Origin of the sequence: Streptomyces fradiae (assembly GCF_041270065.1) — a bacterium.
GTDB lineage: Bacteria > Actinomycetota > Actinomycetes > Streptomycetales > Streptomycetaceae > Streptomyces.
Map to the genome: position 1 here is coordinate 5,345,526 of NZ_CP065958.1, position 15,477 is coordinate 5,361,002.

A 15,477-nucleotide genomic window follows, 5' to 3' on the forward strand; every position below is an offset into this window, starting at 1 on the left:
GTCAGTCCCTCCCCGGCAGCCCGACCCACAGGTCCTGCGTCGCGTGGTCGGACAGCTTCTCCGGATCGCCGAAGGAGTAGCGCTCGGCCCGCGCCCCGTTCCCGGTGAACGCCCAGTCGGTGCGCCAGAACGGCTTCCAGCCGCCCTCCTCCCAGCTCGTGGGGTACGGGTCGGTGCTCACCCCCGCCGCGTCGGCGAGCCGCTCCCGCAGCGGGTCCAGGTCCGTCATGGCGGCCGTGGTGTTGAAGTCGCCGGCCACCACCACCGGGTTGCGGTTCGCGGCCAGGTCGGCCGTCAGGCCCGCGTACTGCGCCCGGCGCGGTGCGAAGCGCTCCCGCATGTGCCGGTAGAAGGCGGGGGACAGGAGACCGTCCGGCATGCTGTTCCACACCGGCATGTGCACGTTGTAGAACGACACCACCCGGCCCCCGACCAGCAGGTCCGTGCGCAGCACCTTGGTCTCGCGGTAGGTCGTCGCCCAGTCGGCGCCCGCCGGGACCGCCCGCGCCGGGCCGACGGCCGGCTGTCCGACGACGGGGAAGCGGGAGAGCGTCACCAGCTCGCCGCGCACCACCACCTCGTAGCCGGGGAACTCCCGGCGCAGCCGCGCCAGGTCGTCGATCGGGAGCTTGCCCTTCCGGTCGGCGGTGACGTGCTGGTACTCGTGCAGCAGATACACATCCGCCTGCTTCGCCTTCAGGAAGGCGTAGAAGTGGTCCTGGGTGCCGAGGAGCTGGTTCCACGAGTTGGTGTTCCAGGCGAAGACCCGGACCGCGTCCGCGCCGGGCCGCGGCTCGGACCGCCACAGGGCCGCCGGGTCGATGCCCGACTGCCCGAGACCGAGGAGCAGGGCGAGACCCGCCGCGCCCAGGGCGCGCCACCGGGCGGAGCCCCGGGCGAGCGGCGCCAGGGCCGCGAGGAGCAGCGGGACGAGCACGAAGGCGGCGGGTGGCACGATGCCGACCAGGTTGCCGGGCCAGAACCGCCCGTCGAGCACCCACTCGACGCCGAGCAGCACCAGCCAGGCCGCCGCCGCGCCCGCCACAAGCAGGTTGCGGCGGCGCCCCCGGGGCCGTACGGCGGGGGCCGGGGCGGCCTCCTCCCGTACGGCCTCCGGCGCGAGCGTGTCAGCCACGACCCGCACCCACCGAGGCAGGGGCGGGCGCCGCGTCGGGGCGGGGCTGCGGGTCGTACAGATGCCGGAAGCGCGCCGAGCACAGCCACTGCACGCCCGCGACGGCGATCGCCGCGAACACCGTCAGGTTCACCAGGAAGTTGACGGCCACGAAGTAGCCGAGGAAGACCCGGCCCCGGTGCCGCCGCACCTCCCGGTACATGTCCAGGTCGCCGAGGACGCCCAGGACGAACAGGGCGAGCGGAAGCAGCGCCCACAGCGCGCCCCACAGCAGCGGCGCGGCCAGGGCGGCGACCGCGAGCGGGGCGGCGAGGCTGGCGCCGGCGCGCGGGCCGGTGACGAAGCCGCCCTGGAGGTGGCGGCGGCCGAGGATGAGCGGCACGGCGAGCCGGGCGCGGGCGAAGACCTTGTCGAGGACGATCCTCACGGTGTCGTCGTGGTCGTGCCGCCCCCGCACCTCCAGGGAGCTGAGCACCGTGTACCGCTCGGAGATGCGGCGCCCGTAGTCCTGGTCCTCGGTGTGCCGCAGGATCGGGTTGAAGGGGCCGACCTCCTCGAAGACCCGCCGGGGCATGGCCAGGATCGCGGTGTGGACGGTGGTGATCACGCCCTCCGACTTGAGCAGCAGGTAGTACTGCTGGAGCGAGCGGTACTCCTCGATCAGGCTGTCCCGGATCAGCGGCTCGGGCTCGTAGGTGCCGCAGATCGCCCCGTACCCCTGCCCGGCGGCGAGGAGTTCGACGGCCTTGGCGACCGCGTCGGGGTGCATGGCGACATCGGAGTCGAGGAAGACCAGGATCTCGCCGGTGGTGACCTCGGCGCCGAGGTTGCGGGCCACCGCGACCCCGCTGTTGACGCCGGTGGACACCACCCGGGCGCCGGCCTCGGCGGCGATCCGGGCGGAGTCGTCGGTGGAGCAGTCGTCGACCACGACGACCTCGATGTTCGGGTACGTCTGGGCGAGGGCGGCCTCGACGCACAGGCCGATCGAGCGCCCGTAGTTGTAGTTGGGGACGATGACGGAGACGAGGGGGAGGGAGGACATGATCGGGTGCTCCTAGGAGAGGACCTTAGAAGAGGACCTTGGCGAGGGAGAGGGCTCCCTGGCGCCACGGTTCGACGCTGGTGACGCCCTCGCTCTTCTTCGCGGGGCGGGCGGCGGTCTGCGCGGCCTGCTGGGCGCGCCACCAGGCGAAGGTGCGCAGAATGGCGTCCTGGTTGGAGTGCTGCGGCCGGAAGCCGAGCACGTCACGGGCCTTGTCGGTGGAGACGAAGCTGTCGTCGAGCAGCTTGTGCAGCAGCCGCCCGTAGACCGGGGAGAGCCCGGAGCGCTGCAGCAGGCTGAGCGCGGCGAGCGCCGGCCGGGCGGGCAGCGAACGGACCTTCTTGCCGTGGCCCGCCGCGTCCAGGACGGCCTGGAAGTCCTCGCGGAGCGTGCCGAACTCGGTCGCCCCGAGGTTGAAGGTGTCGTCGGCCCGCTCGTCCGGCGCCTCCATCGCCGTCACCACCGCGTCCACGAGATCGGCCACGTCGAACATCTGGATGCGGACGTCGCCGCGGCCGAGGACCGGGAAGTTCCGGCCCTCCTCCGCCCACTCGAAGAGCATCGCGAACAACCCCATCCGGCCCGGCCCGAGGAAGGTCTTCGGCCGCAGGATCGGCACGCACATCTCCCGGCCCCGGAAGCGCTCCGCGACCACCTCCGCCTCCGCCTTGGCCGCGCTGTAGGTGTCGACCGGCTCGCGCGGGTACTCCTCGGGCGTCGGCACCACCTTCGGCAGCCCGTACACGGCGGTCGAGGAGATGTGCACGACCCGCGGCACGGCGTTCGCCTCGGCCGCGCCGAGCACCGCCTCCGTACCGCCGACGATCACCGACCGTATGGTGTCCGCCGGATAGCTGGGCAGCGCCGCCGCGCAGTGCACCACCACGTCCGCGTCCGCCGTCACCCGCTTCATCACGGCCTCGTCCCGGACGTCCGAGACGGTGTGGGTGAGGTTCCCGTGCTCCGTACGGGGGGCCCGCAGGTCCACGCAGTGCACCTGCCGGCCGTCATCGAGCAGCCGGTCGATCAGGGTCGAACCGAGCATTCCGGCACCGCCGGTGACCACGACCCGGGTTCCTTCAGCGCGCGTTACCACAGCGACGACACCTTCTCCTTGACGAAACGGGTGAGCAGACGGGGCAGCCCCTGGGCGAGGGTCTTGTCGAGGCAGTCGAGGAAGAACTCGACCTCGTGCTCCTCGGCGACCAGGGAGGGGGCGACCATCAGCGGGTTGTCGCCGTTGAGCGTGTAGTACGTGTAGACGCCGTGGTCCCGGTACAGGGCGTTGACCACCGACGAGGTGATCAGCTTGGTGCGGAAGCGCGGGTCCTTCGTCATCGCGCCCGGCACCAGCTTCGTCACCAGCTCAAGCACCTTCGGGCCCTTGTGCAGGAAGACGCCGTGCAGCGCCCCGTGGCCGCGCACCTCGGCGACCACGTCCGGGTGCTCCTTGGCGATCCGCTCCAGACCCGGGCCGAGGATCCGCTCGATGGCCCGGGCGCGCGCCGGATAATCGTCCTCCACGGCCACGTTGACCGCCTCGATCGCGGTGACCGCCTCCTCGCCGAAGCCGTAGTAGGTCGTCGAGGTCGACTGGAGCAGGGCGTCGGTGAGGTTGTCGTAGGCATTGCGGAAGACCGGCTCGCGGGCGACGAAGGCGGAGATGGAGGACTTGCCGCCGCCGAAGGACTTCGAGGTGGTGAGGATGTCGGGGACCAGGCCCTCGTAGCGCATGAAGTGGAAGAGCGTGCCGGTCTTGCCCCAGCCGGTGTAGATCTCGTCGAAGAGCAGCACGATGTCCTCGGCCGTGCACAACTCCCGCAGCCCGCGCAGGAACTCCTCCGAGCACTCGTTCATCGTGGACGCCGACAGCGGCTCGATGAGGATCGCGTACACGTCCGACTCGCCCTTGGCGGTGCGGAGTTCGGCCACCAGCTTCCGTACGGAGTCCAGGTCGCCGTACCGGAAGATCCCCACGCCCGGGATGCCGGGGAACTGGAAGCCCGACGCGTTCTGGCCGGTCAGGGCGCCCGAGCCGAGCAGCTTGCCGTGGAAGGAGATGTCGGCCCGCAGCACCCGGGAGCGCCGGCCGCCGTGGTACTTGTACGCCAGCTTGACCGCGCCCTCGACCGCCTCCGCGCCGGAGTTGGGGAAGAACGACATGTTCAGGTCGCCGGGCAGCAGTTGGGCCAGGTTGTGGCCGAGGGCGGCGACGTACGGCGAGAAGTAGGTCTTGTGGACCTCCATGCTCTTGCGGTCCTGGAAGCGCTGCCGGGCGGCGAGGATCCGCGGGTGGTTGTGGCCGTGGTTGAGGACGCCGACGCCGCCGGTGAAGTCGAGCACCCGCCGGCCGTCGCGCTGGGTGATCCAGACGCCCTCGGCGCTCTCGACGAGCTCCTGGCCGAAGCCGAAGGAGGTCATCAGGGAGACCTGGGCCTTGTTGACGTGGTCCTTGTAGAGGCCGTGGACCTGCTTGGTGGTCAGCGACTCGCAGTCGTCGACGGTGTAGAGCTGCTGTCCGGACACGGGATTCCTTCGGGAGAGTCGGGAGAGTCGGGAACGACGGGGGAGGGGCGGGGCTTCCGGGGCAGGGTGAGGAGCAGGGCGGCGCCGCCGACCAGGACCTCGCTGAGGGTGCAGACCACCCGGCTGGCCACCGCGACCGCCGTCGCCTCCTGCCAGGGCAGGACGGCGGTCAGCGAGAGCAGCAGCAGGGCCTCGCGGGCGCCCCAGCCGTCCGGCAGGACGACCACGAGGCTCGCGGCGGCGGTCGCGAGGGCGAAGCCGCCCACGCAGACCGGCAGCGCGGTCAGCGGCGGGGCGCCGAGCATCACCGCCAGCGCCCACAGATGCAGTCCGGACACCGCCCAGGAGGCGGTGGCGGCGGCGAGCGCCCGGCGTACGCCCCGGGCACTGGCCCGGGCCTGCGGCGCCGGCCGCCGGGCGAGCCGGGCGGCGCACGCCGCCAGCGAGTTGAGCAGCCGCGGCTTCACGAGGAGTACGAGGGTGAGCGCGCCCGGCAGCACCAGCCACCAGGCCCCGGGGCCGAGCGTCCAGGGCGCGGCGACCGGTCCGACGGCGAGGCCGGTGAGGACGGCGACGATCAGGTTGAGCAGGAAGACGGCGAGCACGACGGGTGCGGGCACCCCGGCGGCGCCGGCCATCCGCAGCTGGGCGAGGACGCCCCAGACCGCGCCCGGCACGTACTTGCCGAGGTAGGAGGTGAAGTAGATCCGGGTGGTGGTCCGGCCGGGCAGCCGCGGCCCGAGGTCGGCGAGCAGGCTGCGCCAGGTGGCCATGGTGAACAGGACGGCGACGGCGTTGGCGGCGAGGGCGAGCAGCAGGTACGGGACGGAGCCGGGCCGCAGGACGAGCGCGGCGAGCTCGCCGGCCCGCTCGTACAGCGCGACGCCGATGCCGCTGACGACGGCGAGCGGGAACAGGACCCGCAGCAGGCGCCGGAGCCGTACGCCGGGGGCGGGCAGGGCGGTCGTCGTCATCGGCCGAGCAGCCAGGCCGCGGTGAGCAGGCCCGCCCAGAGCAGCGCGTTGGCCACCGTCGTCCGGTCGTGGAACAGGGCCCGGGTGGGGTTGCCGCCGCCCGCGTCGACCACGATCAGCTGGAGGTAGCGGGCGAGGCCGAACAGCGCGCAGGGCGCGGTGAGGACGGCGACCAGCGGCCCGTGGGCGCCGAAGACCGGACTGGCCTGCACGTGCAGCACATAGCTCACCGCCGCGAGCACCGCGGTGAAGCCGAGCAGCTGGTCGAGGAAGCCGACCGTGTAGCCGCGAAGGGCGGGCCGGTGCAGCACCCCGCCGACGCCCATCTCGTGCCGCCGCTTGCCGAGGATCAGCAGCAGGCAGAGGGTGAAGACCCCGAGCGCGAGCCAGCTGGGCACCGGGTTGCCGGAGGCCAGACAGCCCTGGGCGAGCCGCAGCACGAAGCCGAGCGCGACGATGAACACGTCGAGCAGCGGCACGTGCTTGAGCCCCCTGCTGTACGCGGCGTTCAGCGCGACGTACGCGGCGACCGGCCACCAGTCGGCGGGCGCGGTGGCGCCGGTGGCGACAGTCAGCCCGATCGTGGCCGCGAGCAGCAGCGCGAGGGCGGCGGCGAACGTCACGGCGGTGCCGACCCCGATCCGGCCGGCGGCGATCGGCCGGTGCCGCTTCTCCGGGTGGCGCCGGTCGCGGTCCCGGTCGCCGAGGTCGTTGACCAGGTAGATCAGCGCGGACGCCAGGGTGAAGACGGCGATCGCGGCGAACGCGCCGCCGAGCGCGGCGCCGTCGAGGCGGGGCGCGCCGAGCAGCCCGAGCGGGACGACGACCAGGTTCTTCGTCCACTGGCCGGGGCGGACCAGGGCGGTGAGGTCGGCGACGAGGCCGGGTGGCCGGGGAGAGGGCGGCCGTGCGGTCGGGCGGGTCTGCCGGCCGGTGAGCGTGGGCGTAGCCATGTGCGGACTCCTGGGACGGATCAGACGGACGTCGTGGTCGTGGAGGCAGAAGTGGACGTGGACGCGGTGGCCCGGCGGCGGACGCTCGGCCCGAAGTCCGGCTCGGTGAACCAGCGGACGAGTCCGCGCGCTGCGCCGAGCACGATCGCCTGGTGGAGGAGGAAGTGGACCGCGGTGAAGTACAGGAGGAAGCGGGGACCGCGGTGGCGCAGCGCGCACCGGCTGAGCCCCGGGTCGGCGCAGGCGAAGAGCAGCGCGAGCGCGGCCGGCACGAGCAGCAGCCAGGGCGAGATCAGGCCGAGCAGCAGGGCGGGCCCGGTGAGCGCGGCGGCGAGCACGCCCAGCGGCCGGTTGGCGGTGAGTCCGCCCTCCCGCATCTGGCCGAGGGCCGCGATCAGCAGCTGGGAGCGCCGGTACTGCTCCGAGAGCATCGCCCCGAGCCGGTCGACGTCGTCGTGCCGGCCGCGGATCGCCTCCGTCATCAGGATCCGGTGGGAGCGGACCAGGCGGCCGCTGTACTCGACGTCCTCGGAGTCGCGCAGGTTCTCGTCGAAGGGGCCGACCCGCTCGAACACCTCCTTGCGGATCGCGCCGAGCGCGAAGAAGGCGGTGCGCACCTCGCCGGCCGCCCGGCGGCGCCAGAAGTGCGCGTGCAGGGCGTGGTAGCGCTCGACGGGGCCGTCGTCGAAGAGCGGTTCGGGGTCGAGGACGCCGTGCACACAGCCGAGTCCGGGGTCGGCGTCGAGCAGGTCGACGGCGTTGGCCAGGGCCTCGGGGTGCAGCGCGGTGTCGGAGTCGAGGAAGAAGAGCACCTCGCCGCGGGCGGCGGCGGCCCCGAGGTTCCGGGCGGCGGACACGCCGCGGTTGCGGGGGTTGGCGATGAGCACGACGCCGAACTCGCGGGCGATGTCCCGGGACCGGTCGGTGCTGGCGTCGTCGACGACGATGACGTCCAGCGGAGCGTGGGTCTGGGCGAGGACCGAGTCGAGACAGGCGCGCAGGGTCTTCTCGTAGTTGTAGTTGGGGATGATGACGGAGACGCTGGGACGGGCCCTGGGCATGGTTGTTCCTCGAAGGGTGCGGGGTGGGGGCAGGCGGGCAGGCTTCACAGGAGCCGGAAGTCCGCGATGCGGTGGCCGCGGAGTTCGGGGGAGTGTCCGAGGAGGCGCCGGCAGAGCTGCAGCGCGTGGCCGACGGCCTCGATCTCGTCGGGTGCCCGGACGTACAGGGCGAGCCGGACCGACCGGTCGAGGACGAGCGCCCGGGCGGACTCGAAGCGGTCCTGCGGCCGGGCGACGCGGTGCAGCGTCTCGACGAGTCGGGTCGCGGACGGGAGCGGTGGGGGGTCGTCCGGTGCGGGTTCGTCGTCCGGTGCCCTCATCGAGATGCCGATGAGGTAGATGGCTCAGCCCCAGGAGAAGCCGTCGCCACTGTCACCGGGCTGTACGGGGGCGGTGACGGGGGTGACGGCGTCCTCGGCGGTGACCGCGGCCGGCGCGGTGCCAAGCGAGAGCACGACGGCGGCGACGGCGGGGACGAGAAGGGTGAACGGGGCGAAACGGGCGAGCGTGCGCATGGCGGAGCAGCCTTCCGTGGCGGGGGTTCGGAGCCCGGGGCCGGACCGGCCCCGGTGCCGCTCCCGTTGACCCCGGGGCGGCTTCGACAGGTCCAAGACTGGCCCGCCCGGGGGCCGGTGTCACCGGAATCCGGCTGGCGCCAAGCCGCCTGGCCACTTCGGGACAGCGCCCCGCGCGGGCTCCGGCACGCCGCTGACCAGCGGCTTCCGGGCCGGCGTCACGTTCCGGCCAGGCGGAAGCTGCCGGGCGGTGCGACCGGCTCCGGTTCGCCCGCGGAGCGGCCCCGCCCGTCTCGTACAAAAGTCTGGAAAAGGCCTGGACAGGAGCGCGGAAGGCCTGGAGACGCGAAAACGGCCGCACCCCGCGCAGGGGTGCGGCCGTTCCGTGCGTACGAGGTCAGCCGTTGGGGCGCTGGAGGCGGGCCACGAACTTGTAGCGGTCGCCGCGGTAGACCGAGCGCACCCATTCGACCGGCTCGCCGTTGGCGTCAAGCGAGTGGCGGGAGAGCATCAGCATCGGCAGGCCCACGTCCGTGCCGAGCAGGCCGGCCTCGCGCGGGGTGGCCAGCGAGGTCTCGATGGTCTCCTCGGCCTCGGCGAGGTGCACGTCGTACACCTCGGCGAGCGCGGTGTAGAGCGAGGTGTACTTCACCAGCGAACGCCGCAGCGCGGGGAAGCGCTTGGCGGACAGATGGGTGGTCTCGATCGCCATCGGCTCGCCGCTGGCGAGGCGCAGCCGCTCGATCCGCAGCACCCGGCCGCCGGTCGAGATGTCGAGCAGCCCGGCGAGCGTGTCGTCGGCCGTCACATAGCCGATGTCGAGCAGCTGCGAGGTGGGCTCCAGGCCCTGGGCCCGCATGTCCTCGGTGTACGAGGTGAGCTGCAGGGCCTGGGAGACCTTGGGCTTGGCCACGAAGGTGCCCTTGCCCTGGATCCGCTCCAGGCGGCCCTCGACGACCAGCTCCTGCAGGGCCTGGCGGACCGTCGTGCGCGAGGTGTCGAACTCCGCGGCGAGGGTCCGCTCCGGCGGCACGGGCGTGCCGGGCGCCTGGGTCTCGGTCATGTCGAGCAAATGACGCTTGAGCCGGTAGTACTTGGGCACGCGCGCGGTACGGGTGGCGGCCCCGCTGTCTGTCTCGGTGTTCCCCGCGTCCGTGGCCATGGCCTGCCTTTCCGACTCCTGTGCTGCTGCCGTCACCGGCTCCTCCGTCTGTCGCGGCTCACATGGTGGCACGGACCGGTCACGGGTCGTCGCCCTCCCTCAGGTGTCGGTCCGATAACGGACGCGACTGCCCTTCTTATACACCCTTGACACCCCTAAAGGTCTAGGCCAAGCTCCGGGTACTGGTCTAAACCATTAAAGACCAGGTCCCAGCCCCACAGCATCACTCGACGTATGTCTTCGCGCCGTGGGAGGGGGGAGCAGGCATCCCTTGAGGAGGATGGCGTGAAGCGCAAGCTCATCGCGGCGATCGGCGTCGCGGGCATGATGGTCAGCATTGCCGCTTGTGGCAGCGAGAGCGGTGACAAGGGGGACAAGGGCAAGGCCGAGGGCGGCAACAAGACCATCACCGTCTGGGTGATGGACGGCTCCGCGCCCGACGCCTGGATGGCCGAGGTCAACAAGACGTTCGAGGCCAAGCACCCGGGCGTCAAGGTCAAGGTCGAGAAGCAGCAGTGGAACGGCATCCAGGAGAAGGTCACCACGGCCCTCTCCGAGGACACCCCGCCGGACGTCCTGGAGCTCGGCAACACCCAGACCGCCGGCTACGCGGTCACCGGCGGCCTCGCCGACCTCTCCGGCGACAAGGCCAAGCTCGGCTACGACGGCTGGAACAAGGGCATGCTCGCCTCCAACGAGCTGGACGGCAAGCTGTACTCCGCCCCCTGGTACGCCGCCAACCGCGTCGTCGTCTACGACAAGGCCGCCTTCGCCAAGGCCAAGGTCACCCCGCCGAAGACCCGCGCCGAGTGGATCGAGGGCCTGAAGAAGCTCAAGGCCGCCGACCCGAAGTCCCAGGCCATCTACCTGCCGGGCCAGAGCTGGTACGTGCTCGCCGGCTTCATCTGGGACGAGGGCAGCGACCTCGCCGTCAAGGACGGCGACAAGTGGAAGGGCAACCTGTCCTCCCCCGAGGCCACGGCCGCCATGAACTTCTACAAGGAGCTGGCGTCCTACTCCACCGCTCCGAAGGACAAGGACGAGGCGACCCCGCAGCAGTCCACCGACATCGTCCCCAAGGGCGGCGTCGCGTCCTGGATCGGCCTCGGCTGGGAGGCCGGCGGCGCGATCGACGCCATGAAGAAGGCCGGCAAGACCGCCGACTTCGGCTACTTCCCGATCCCGGGCAAGACCGCCGACAAGCCGGGCTCCGTCTTCTTCGGCGGCTCCAACCTCGCCGTGGCCGAGCGCTCCCAGAACAAGGACCTCGCCAAGGAGTGGCTGGCCCTGGCCGCCGGCCAGGAGTACATGACCAAGTACGCCGCCGCCACCGAGGGCGCCCTGCTCCCGAACAACGACGCCGCGCAGTTCAAGCCGGCCGCCGGCTCCTTCGCTGAGGCCATGGCCCAGGCCGCGCCCGTCGGCAAGATCACCCCGGTGACCCCGGGCTGGGCGAACGTCGAGACCGCCCCGAACCCGATCAAGGACTACATGACCAAGGTCCTGAAGGGCGAGGACGCCAAGGCCGCCGGCGAGGCCGCCGACAAGGTCATCGGCGAGCGCATCAACCAGCAGTGATCACCGCCCGGCGGTGCGGCCCGGTCACGCGGGCCGCACCGCCGGTGCTCCGCAGCTCGTCTCCGTAGTTCGTCTCCGCAGTGTGTGCTCCGCAGTTTGTGAGCGGCCCGCTCCCCCCGGGCGGCCGCGTCCCGGTGGGCCGGGAGCCCCAGAACCGCGAGGAAGAAGATCATGACCGTGGACTCCCCGGGGACGGCGACCGCCGGTCCCCAGGACGCGCCCGGGAGGGCGGCAGGGAAGTCACCGACCCCGCCGGCCGCGACCGGCCCGAAGGACGTCCGTCAGCCCTCGCGGGGGAGACGCTCCCTGCCCGGCGGGCTGCTGCCGTACCTGCTCGTCACCCCGGCCCTGCTGTCGATGGCGGCGCTGCTGCTCTACCCGCTGATCCGCAATGTGATGCTCTCCTTCCAGCAGCTGGGCCGCAAGGAGTTCATCACCCGCGAGACGGTGTGGGTCGGCTTCGACAACTACGCCGATCTGCTCACCAAGGCGGACTTCTGGACCGTCGTCCTCCGCTCGGTCGTCTTCACCGCCGTCAACGTCGTGGCGATCATGGCCATCGGCACCGGCATCGGCCTGCTGCTCAACCGCCTCGGCAAGAAGATGCGGCTGCTGCTCTCGCTCGCCCTGGTCTTCGCCTGGGCCATGCCGATCGTCGCCTCCGTCACCGTCTTCCAGTGGCTCTTCGACGAGCAGTTCGGCGTCGCCAACTGGCTGATGCGCACCATGGGCTTCGCCGGCTACGACCAGCACAACTGGTTCGAGACCGGCTTCTCCGCCCTCGCCATCTCCACCGTCCTCATCGCCTGGGGCTCCATCCCCTTCGTCGCCCTCAACATGTACGCCGGCCTCACCACCATCGGCACCGAGCTGTACGAGGCCGCCAAGATGGACGGCGCGAACGGCTGGCGGACCTTCTGGGCCGTGGTCTTCCCGAACCTCAAGCCGTTCTTCCTGATCACCACGTTCCTGGAGATCATCTGGGTCTTCAAGGCGTTCACCCAGATCTACGCGATGAACAAGGGCGGCCCGAACCGCGAGTCCGAGACGCTGCCCGTCTTCGCGTACATCGAGGGCCAGGGTCAGTTCCACTACGGCGTCGCCGCGGCGATCTCCGTCCTCACGATCGTGATGCTCGTCGCGATCATGTCCTTCTACTTCCGCCTGATCCTGAAGCAGGAGGAGGAGCTGTGAGCACCAGCACCACCACCACGGCGGGCACCGCCGCCCCGGCCGCGCCGGTGAAGTACCGCACCCGCAAGCGGATCACGGTCGGCGGCGTCGTCAAGAACCTCTCCGCGCTCGTGATCGCGGTGGTCTTCGTCTTCCCCGTCTACTGGATGCTCTCGTCCTCGCTGAAGCCGCAGCACGAGATCATGACCAAGGACCCGGTCTTCCTCTTCTCGCCCACGCTCGAGAACTACACCACCGCCACCGGCGTCGACCTGTTCTGGACCTATGTCGCCAACAGCCTCGTGGTGACCCTCGGCGCGGTGCTCCTCGCCCTGCTCGTGGCCCTCCTCGCGAGCTTCGCGCTCGCCCGGATGAGGTTCCGCGGCCGCAAGGGCATCGTCCTCGTCGTGATGATGGCCCAGATGGCCCCCTGGGAGGTCATGGTCATCGCGATGTACATGATCTCGCGCGAGAACGACATGCTGAACAGCATCCCGGTCCTCACGCTCATCTACTTCGTGATGGTGCTGCCCTTCACCATCTGGACCCTGCGCGGCTTCATCGCCGCCGTCCCGGTGGAGCTGGAGGAGGCCGCCCAGATCGACGGCTGCACCCGCGGCCAGGCCTTCCGCAAGGTCATCTTCCCGCTGCTCGCCCCGGGTCTGATGTCGACCTCGATCTTCGGCTTCATCACGGCCTGGAACGAGTTCGCGATGATCCTCATGCTCAACAAGGACAAGGAGTCGCAGACCCTGACGCTCTGGCTGACCCAGTTCCAGACCGCGTTCGGCAGCGACTGGGGCGCCACCATGGCCGCCTCGACCCTCTTCGCGCTCCCCGTCCTGATCGTCTTCCTCTTCCTCCAGCGCAAGGCCGTCGGCGGCATGACCGCCGGCGCGGTGAAGGGATAACGGAGCTCCATGACCACGCTCGCAACCGGCTCGGACACCCTGACCCGGGACGCGCTCACCGTCCTCCAGCCGGGCTTCGTCGGCACCACCGCCCCCGACTGGCTGCTCCGCCGGATCGGCGAGGGACTGTCCTCGGTCGGCCTCTTCGGCCGCAACGTCGTCGCCCCCGACCAGCTGGCCGCCCTCACCGCCCGGCTGCGCGCCGAGCGCGAGGACGTCCTGGTCGCCATCGACGAGGAGGGCGGCGACGTCACCCGCCTGGAGGTACGGGAGGGCTCCTCCTTCCCCGGCAACTACGCCCTCGGCAGCGTCGACGACGTCGAGCTCACCCGGGCGGTGGCCCGCGAGCTCGGCCGCCGGCTCGCCGAGTGCGGGATCGACCTCAACTGGGCGCCGTCCGCCGACGTCAACTCCAACGCCGACAACCCGGTCATCGGGGTGCGCTCCTTCGGCGCCGACCCCGACCTGGTCGCCCGGCACACCGTGGCCTACGTCGACGGCCTCCAGGCCGTGGGCGTCGCCGCCTGCACCAAGCACTTCCCGGGGCACGGCGACACCAGTGTGGACTCGCACGACGCGATGCCCCGGATCGATGTGGACCTCGCCACACTGCACGCCCGTGAGCTGGCACCTTTCCGCGCGGCCATCGCCGCGGGTTCCAAAGCGGTGATGAGCGCGCATATCCTGCTTCCCGCGCTCGACCCCGAGCGGCCGGCCACCCTGAGCCCGCGGATCCTCACCGGACTGCTGCGCCGGGAGCTGGGCTTCGAGGGGCTGATCGTCACCGACGGGATGGAGATGCAGGCCATCGCGTCGACGTACGGCATCGAGCGCGGATCCGTCCTCGCGATCGCCGCGGGCGCCGACGCCATCTGCGTCGGCGGCGGGCTGGCCGACGAGGACACCGTACTGCGGCTGCGCGACGCGCTGGTCGAGGCGGTACGGACCGGTGAACTGCCCGAGGAGCGGCTGGCAGACGCCGCGGCGCGGGTACGCGCCCTGGCGGCCTGGACCCAGGCGCACCGGGTCAGGGGGGCTGTATCGGGGCCGGGCGCGGCGTCACAGGAGGGGACCGCGCCCGGCACCGAGGTCGGACTCGTCGCGGCCCGCCGGGCCCTGCGGGTGACCCCGGGGAAGCGGCCCTTCGAGCCGCTGACCGCGGCGCCCTACGTGGCCTCCTTCACCCCGGTCGCGAACTTCGCGGTCGGCGACGAGACGCCCTGGGGCATCGCCGCCGAGTTGCAGCGCCTGCTGCCGGGGACCGCGACCGGCTCGTACGGCGTGGAGGCCTCGGCTGACGCGGTGCTCGCCGCCGCCGGGGACCGGCGCGTGGTCGCGGTCGTACGGGACGCCCACCGGCACCCGTGGATGGCCGGCACCCTGGACGCCCTGCTCGCCGCCCGCCCCGACACCGTGGTGGTGGAGATGGGCCTGAACGAGTCGTCCCCGCGCGGCGCCCTGCACATCGCCACCCACGGCGCCGCCCGCGTCTGCGGCCGGGCCGCGGCGGAGGTCATCGCGGGAGTGCGCGGGCTCTGAGGAGTACGAGGAGGGGCCCGGCACCTGGATCAGGTGCCGGGCCCCTCCGCGTACGGCGTGGTGCCTGGGGCGGCTAGATGCCCTGCCAGGAGGGCTTGTTCGCGTAGGTGTGGCGGAAGTAGTCCGCGAGCTTCAGCTTGGAGGCGGCGGCCTCGTCCACGACCACGGTCGCGTGCGGGTGCAGCTGGAGCGCGGAGGCCGGTACGAGCGCGGCGACCGGGCCCTCGACGGTCTGCGCCACGGCCTCGGCCTTGCCCTCGCCGGTGGCGAGCAGCACCAGGTGGCGGGCCTCCAGGATGGTGCCGATGCCCTGGGTGATGACGTGGTGCGGCACCTGCTCGATGTCGTTGTCGAAGAAGCGCGCGTTGTCGACCCGGGTCTGCTCGGTGAGGGTCTTGATCCGGGTCCGGGAGGCGAGCGAGGAGCAGGGCTCGTTGAAGCCGATGTGCCCGTCGGTGCCGATGCCGAGGATCTGCAGGTCGACGCCGCCGGCGTCGACGAGCGCCTTGTCGTACGCCTCGCAGGCCGCCTGGACGTCCTCGGCCGAGCCGTCGGGGCCCATGAAGGCCTCCGCGGAGAGCCCGAGCGGCTCGACGACCTGGCGCAGCACCGTCGCCCGGTACGACTCGGGATGCCCGGCCGGCAGGCCCACGTACTCGTCGAGCTGGGCGATCCGCGCCCGGGAGACGTCCACGGCGCCGGCCCGGACCTTGGCGGTCAGGGCGTCGTAGATGGGCAGCGGGGTCGAGCCGGTGGCCACGCCGAGCAGCGCGTCGGGCTTGCGGCGCAGGAGGCCGGCGATGCCGTCCGCGATGAGCTCGCCGCCCGCCGTGGCGTCCTTGACGATGACAACTTCCACGCTGTGCCTGCCGATCTGGTGAGGGGCTTGAAAGGAGCCGGTGGTA

At 71.8% G+C, this 15,477-nt stretch carries 15 protein-coding genes; 4 read left to right on the top strand and 11 right to left on the bottom strand.

Annotated elements, in window-relative coordinates; translation table 11 throughout:
• Position 1 precedes the first annotated feature (1 nt).
• The 10 genes from JAO84_RS24625 to JAO84_RS24670 all read right to left on the bottom strand — a co-directional run bounded on the left by JAO84_RS24625 (position 2) and on the right by JAO84_RS24670 (position 9,371).
• A complete protein-coding gene (locus JAO84_RS24625; protein WP_370414800.1) occupies positions 2-1,135 on the bottom strand; it encodes an endonuclease/exonuclease/phosphatase family protein in 1,134 nt (377 codons plus the stop codon).
• The gene (locus JAO84_RS24630; protein WP_370414801.1) at positions 1,128-2,180 is read right to left on the bottom strand and encodes a glycosyltransferase family 2 protein; all 1,053 of its coding nucleotides are present in this window, start codon (positions 2,178-2,180) and stop codon (positions 1,128-1,130) included. Before JAO84_RS24630 ends, JAO84_RS24625 begins: the two co-directional genes overlap by 8 nt.
• Positions 2,181-2,205: 25 nt before the next feature.
• Positions 2,206-3,246, bottom strand: a complete 1,041-nt coding sequence (locus JAO84_RS24635; RefSeq protein WP_370414802.1) for an NAD-dependent epimerase/dehydratase family protein — start codon at positions 3,244-3,246, stop codon at positions 2,206-2,208.
• A 23-nt stretch (positions 3,247-3,269) separates the two neighbouring features.
• A complete protein-coding gene (locus JAO84_RS24640) occupies positions 3,270-4,706 on the bottom strand; it encodes an aspartate aminotransferase family protein (protein ID WP_370414804.1) in 1,437 nt (478 codons plus the stop codon).
• The gene (locus JAO84_RS24645; RefSeq protein ID WP_370414805.1) at positions 4,661-5,680 is read right to left on the bottom strand and encodes a lysylphosphatidylglycerol synthase domain-containing protein; all 1,020 of its coding nucleotides are present in this window, start codon (positions 5,678-5,680) and stop codon (positions 4,661-4,663) included. Before JAO84_RS24645 ends, JAO84_RS24640 begins: the two co-directional genes overlap by 46 nt.
• Positions 5,677-6,633, bottom strand: a complete 957-nt coding sequence (locus JAO84_RS24650) for a UbiA prenyltransferase family protein (protein WP_370414806.1) — start codon at positions 6,631-6,633, stop codon at positions 5,677-5,679. Before JAO84_RS24650 ends, JAO84_RS24645 begins: the two co-directional genes overlap by 4 nt.
• A gap of 20 nt (positions 6,634-6,653) precedes the next feature.
• Positions 6,654-7,694 carry a glycosyltransferase family 2 protein gene (locus tag JAO84_RS24655; protein ID WP_370414807.1) on the bottom strand — a complete coding sequence of 347 codons (1,041 nt, stop codon included), beginning with the start codon at positions 7,692-7,694 and terminating at the stop codon, positions 6,654-6,656.
• A 44-nt stretch (positions 7,695-7,738) separates the two neighbouring features.
• Positions 7,739-8,014: a hypothetical protein gene (locus tag JAO84_RS24660; protein WP_370414808.1), complete on the bottom strand. Its 276-nt coding sequence runs from the start codon at positions 8,012-8,014 to the stop codon at positions 7,739-7,741.
• A gap of 24 nt (positions 8,015-8,038) precedes the next feature.
• The gene (locus tag JAO84_RS24665) at positions 8,039-8,209 is read right to left on the bottom strand and encodes a hypothetical protein (protein ID WP_370414809.1); all 171 of its coding nucleotides are present in this window, start codon (positions 8,207-8,209) and stop codon (positions 8,039-8,041) included.
• Between the two features lie 397 nt (positions 8,210-8,606).
• Complete coding sequence (locus tag JAO84_RS24670; protein WP_370416855.1) at positions 8,607-9,371, bottom strand: GntR family transcriptional regulator; 765 nt, start codon at positions 9,369-9,371, stop codon at positions 8,607-8,609.
• Between the two features lie 285 nt (positions 9,372-9,656).
• Here JAO84_RS24670 and JAO84_RS24675 point away from each other — a divergent pair, with 285 nt between their 5' ends.
• The 4 genes from JAO84_RS24675 to JAO84_RS24690 all read left to right on the top strand — a co-directional run bounded on the left by JAO84_RS24675 (position 9,657) and on the right by JAO84_RS24690 (position 14,572).
• Positions 9,657-10,949 carry an extracellular solute-binding protein gene (locus tag JAO84_RS24675; RefSeq protein ID WP_265866578.1) on the top strand — a complete coding sequence of 431 codons (1,293 nt, stop codon included), beginning with the start codon at positions 9,657-9,659 and terminating at the stop codon, positions 10,947-10,949.
• A 171-nt stretch (positions 10,950-11,120) separates the two neighbouring features.
• A complete protein-coding gene (locus tag JAO84_RS24680) occupies positions 11,121-12,143 on the top strand; it encodes a carbohydrate ABC transporter permease (RefSeq protein WP_370414810.1) in 1,023 nt (340 codons plus the stop codon).
• Positions 12,144-12,190: 47 nt separating this feature from the next.
• Entirely contained in the window at positions 12,191-13,033 is an 843-nt protein-coding gene (locus JAO84_RS24685; RefSeq protein ID WP_370416856.1) for a carbohydrate ABC transporter permease, read from the top strand.
• 9 nt (positions 13,034-13,042) lie between these two features.
• On the top strand, positions 13,043-14,572 hold the full coding sequence (locus tag JAO84_RS24690; RefSeq protein ID WP_370414811.1) for a glycoside hydrolase family 3 protein: 1,530 nt from the start codon (positions 13,043-13,045) through the stop codon (positions 14,570-14,572).
• Between the two features lie 73 nt (positions 14,573-14,645).
• On the opposite strand, the gene nagB is transcribed toward JAO84_RS24690, so the two are convergent.
• The gene (gene nagB / locus JAO84_RS24695; RefSeq protein ID WP_265866575.1) at positions 14,646-15,431 is read right to left on the bottom strand and encodes a glucosamine-6-phosphate deaminase; all 786 of its coding nucleotides are present in this window, start codon (positions 15,429-15,431) and stop codon (positions 14,646-14,648) included.
• Positions 15,432-15,477 lie beyond the last annotated feature (46 nt).

Bases quoted from the DNA above. Each gene is read 5' to 3' on its own strand.
- JAO84_RS24660 (WP_370414808.1), bottom strand. From the start codon at position 8,014: ATGAGGGCACCGGACGACGAACCCGCACCGGACGACCCCCCACCGCTC.
- JAO84_RS24690 (WP_370414811.1), top strand. From the start codon at position 13,043: ATGACCACGCTCGCAACCGGCTCGGACACCCTGACCCGGGACGCGCTC.
- JAO84_RS24655 (WP_370414807.1), bottom strand. From the start codon at position 7,694: ATGCCCAGGGCCCGTCCCAGCGTCTCCGTCATCATCCCCAACTACAAC.
- JAO84_RS24670 (WP_370416855.1), bottom strand. From the start codon at position 9,371: ATGGCCACGGACGCGGGGAACACCGAGACAGACAGCGGGGCCGCCACC.
- JAO84_RS24665 (WP_370414809.1), bottom strand. From the start codon at position 8,209: ATGCGCACGCTCGCCCGTTTCGCCCCGTTCACCCTTCTCGTCCCCGCC.
- JAO84_RS24645 (WP_370414805.1), bottom strand. From the start codon at position 5,680: ATGACGACGACCGCCCTGCCCGCCCCCGGCGTACGGCTCCGGCGCCTG.
- JAO84_RS24630 (WP_370414801.1), bottom strand. From the start codon at position 2,180: ATGTCCTCCCTCCCCCTCGTCTCCGTCATCGTCCCCAACTACAACTAC.
- JAO84_RS24680 (WP_370414810.1), top strand. From the start codon at position 11,121: ATGACCGTGGACTCCCCGGGGACGGCGACCGCCGGTCCCCAGGACGCG.
- JAO84_RS24650 (WP_370414806.1), bottom strand. From the start codon at position 6,633: ATGGCTACGCCCACGCTCACCGGCCGGCAGACCCGCCCGACCGCACGG.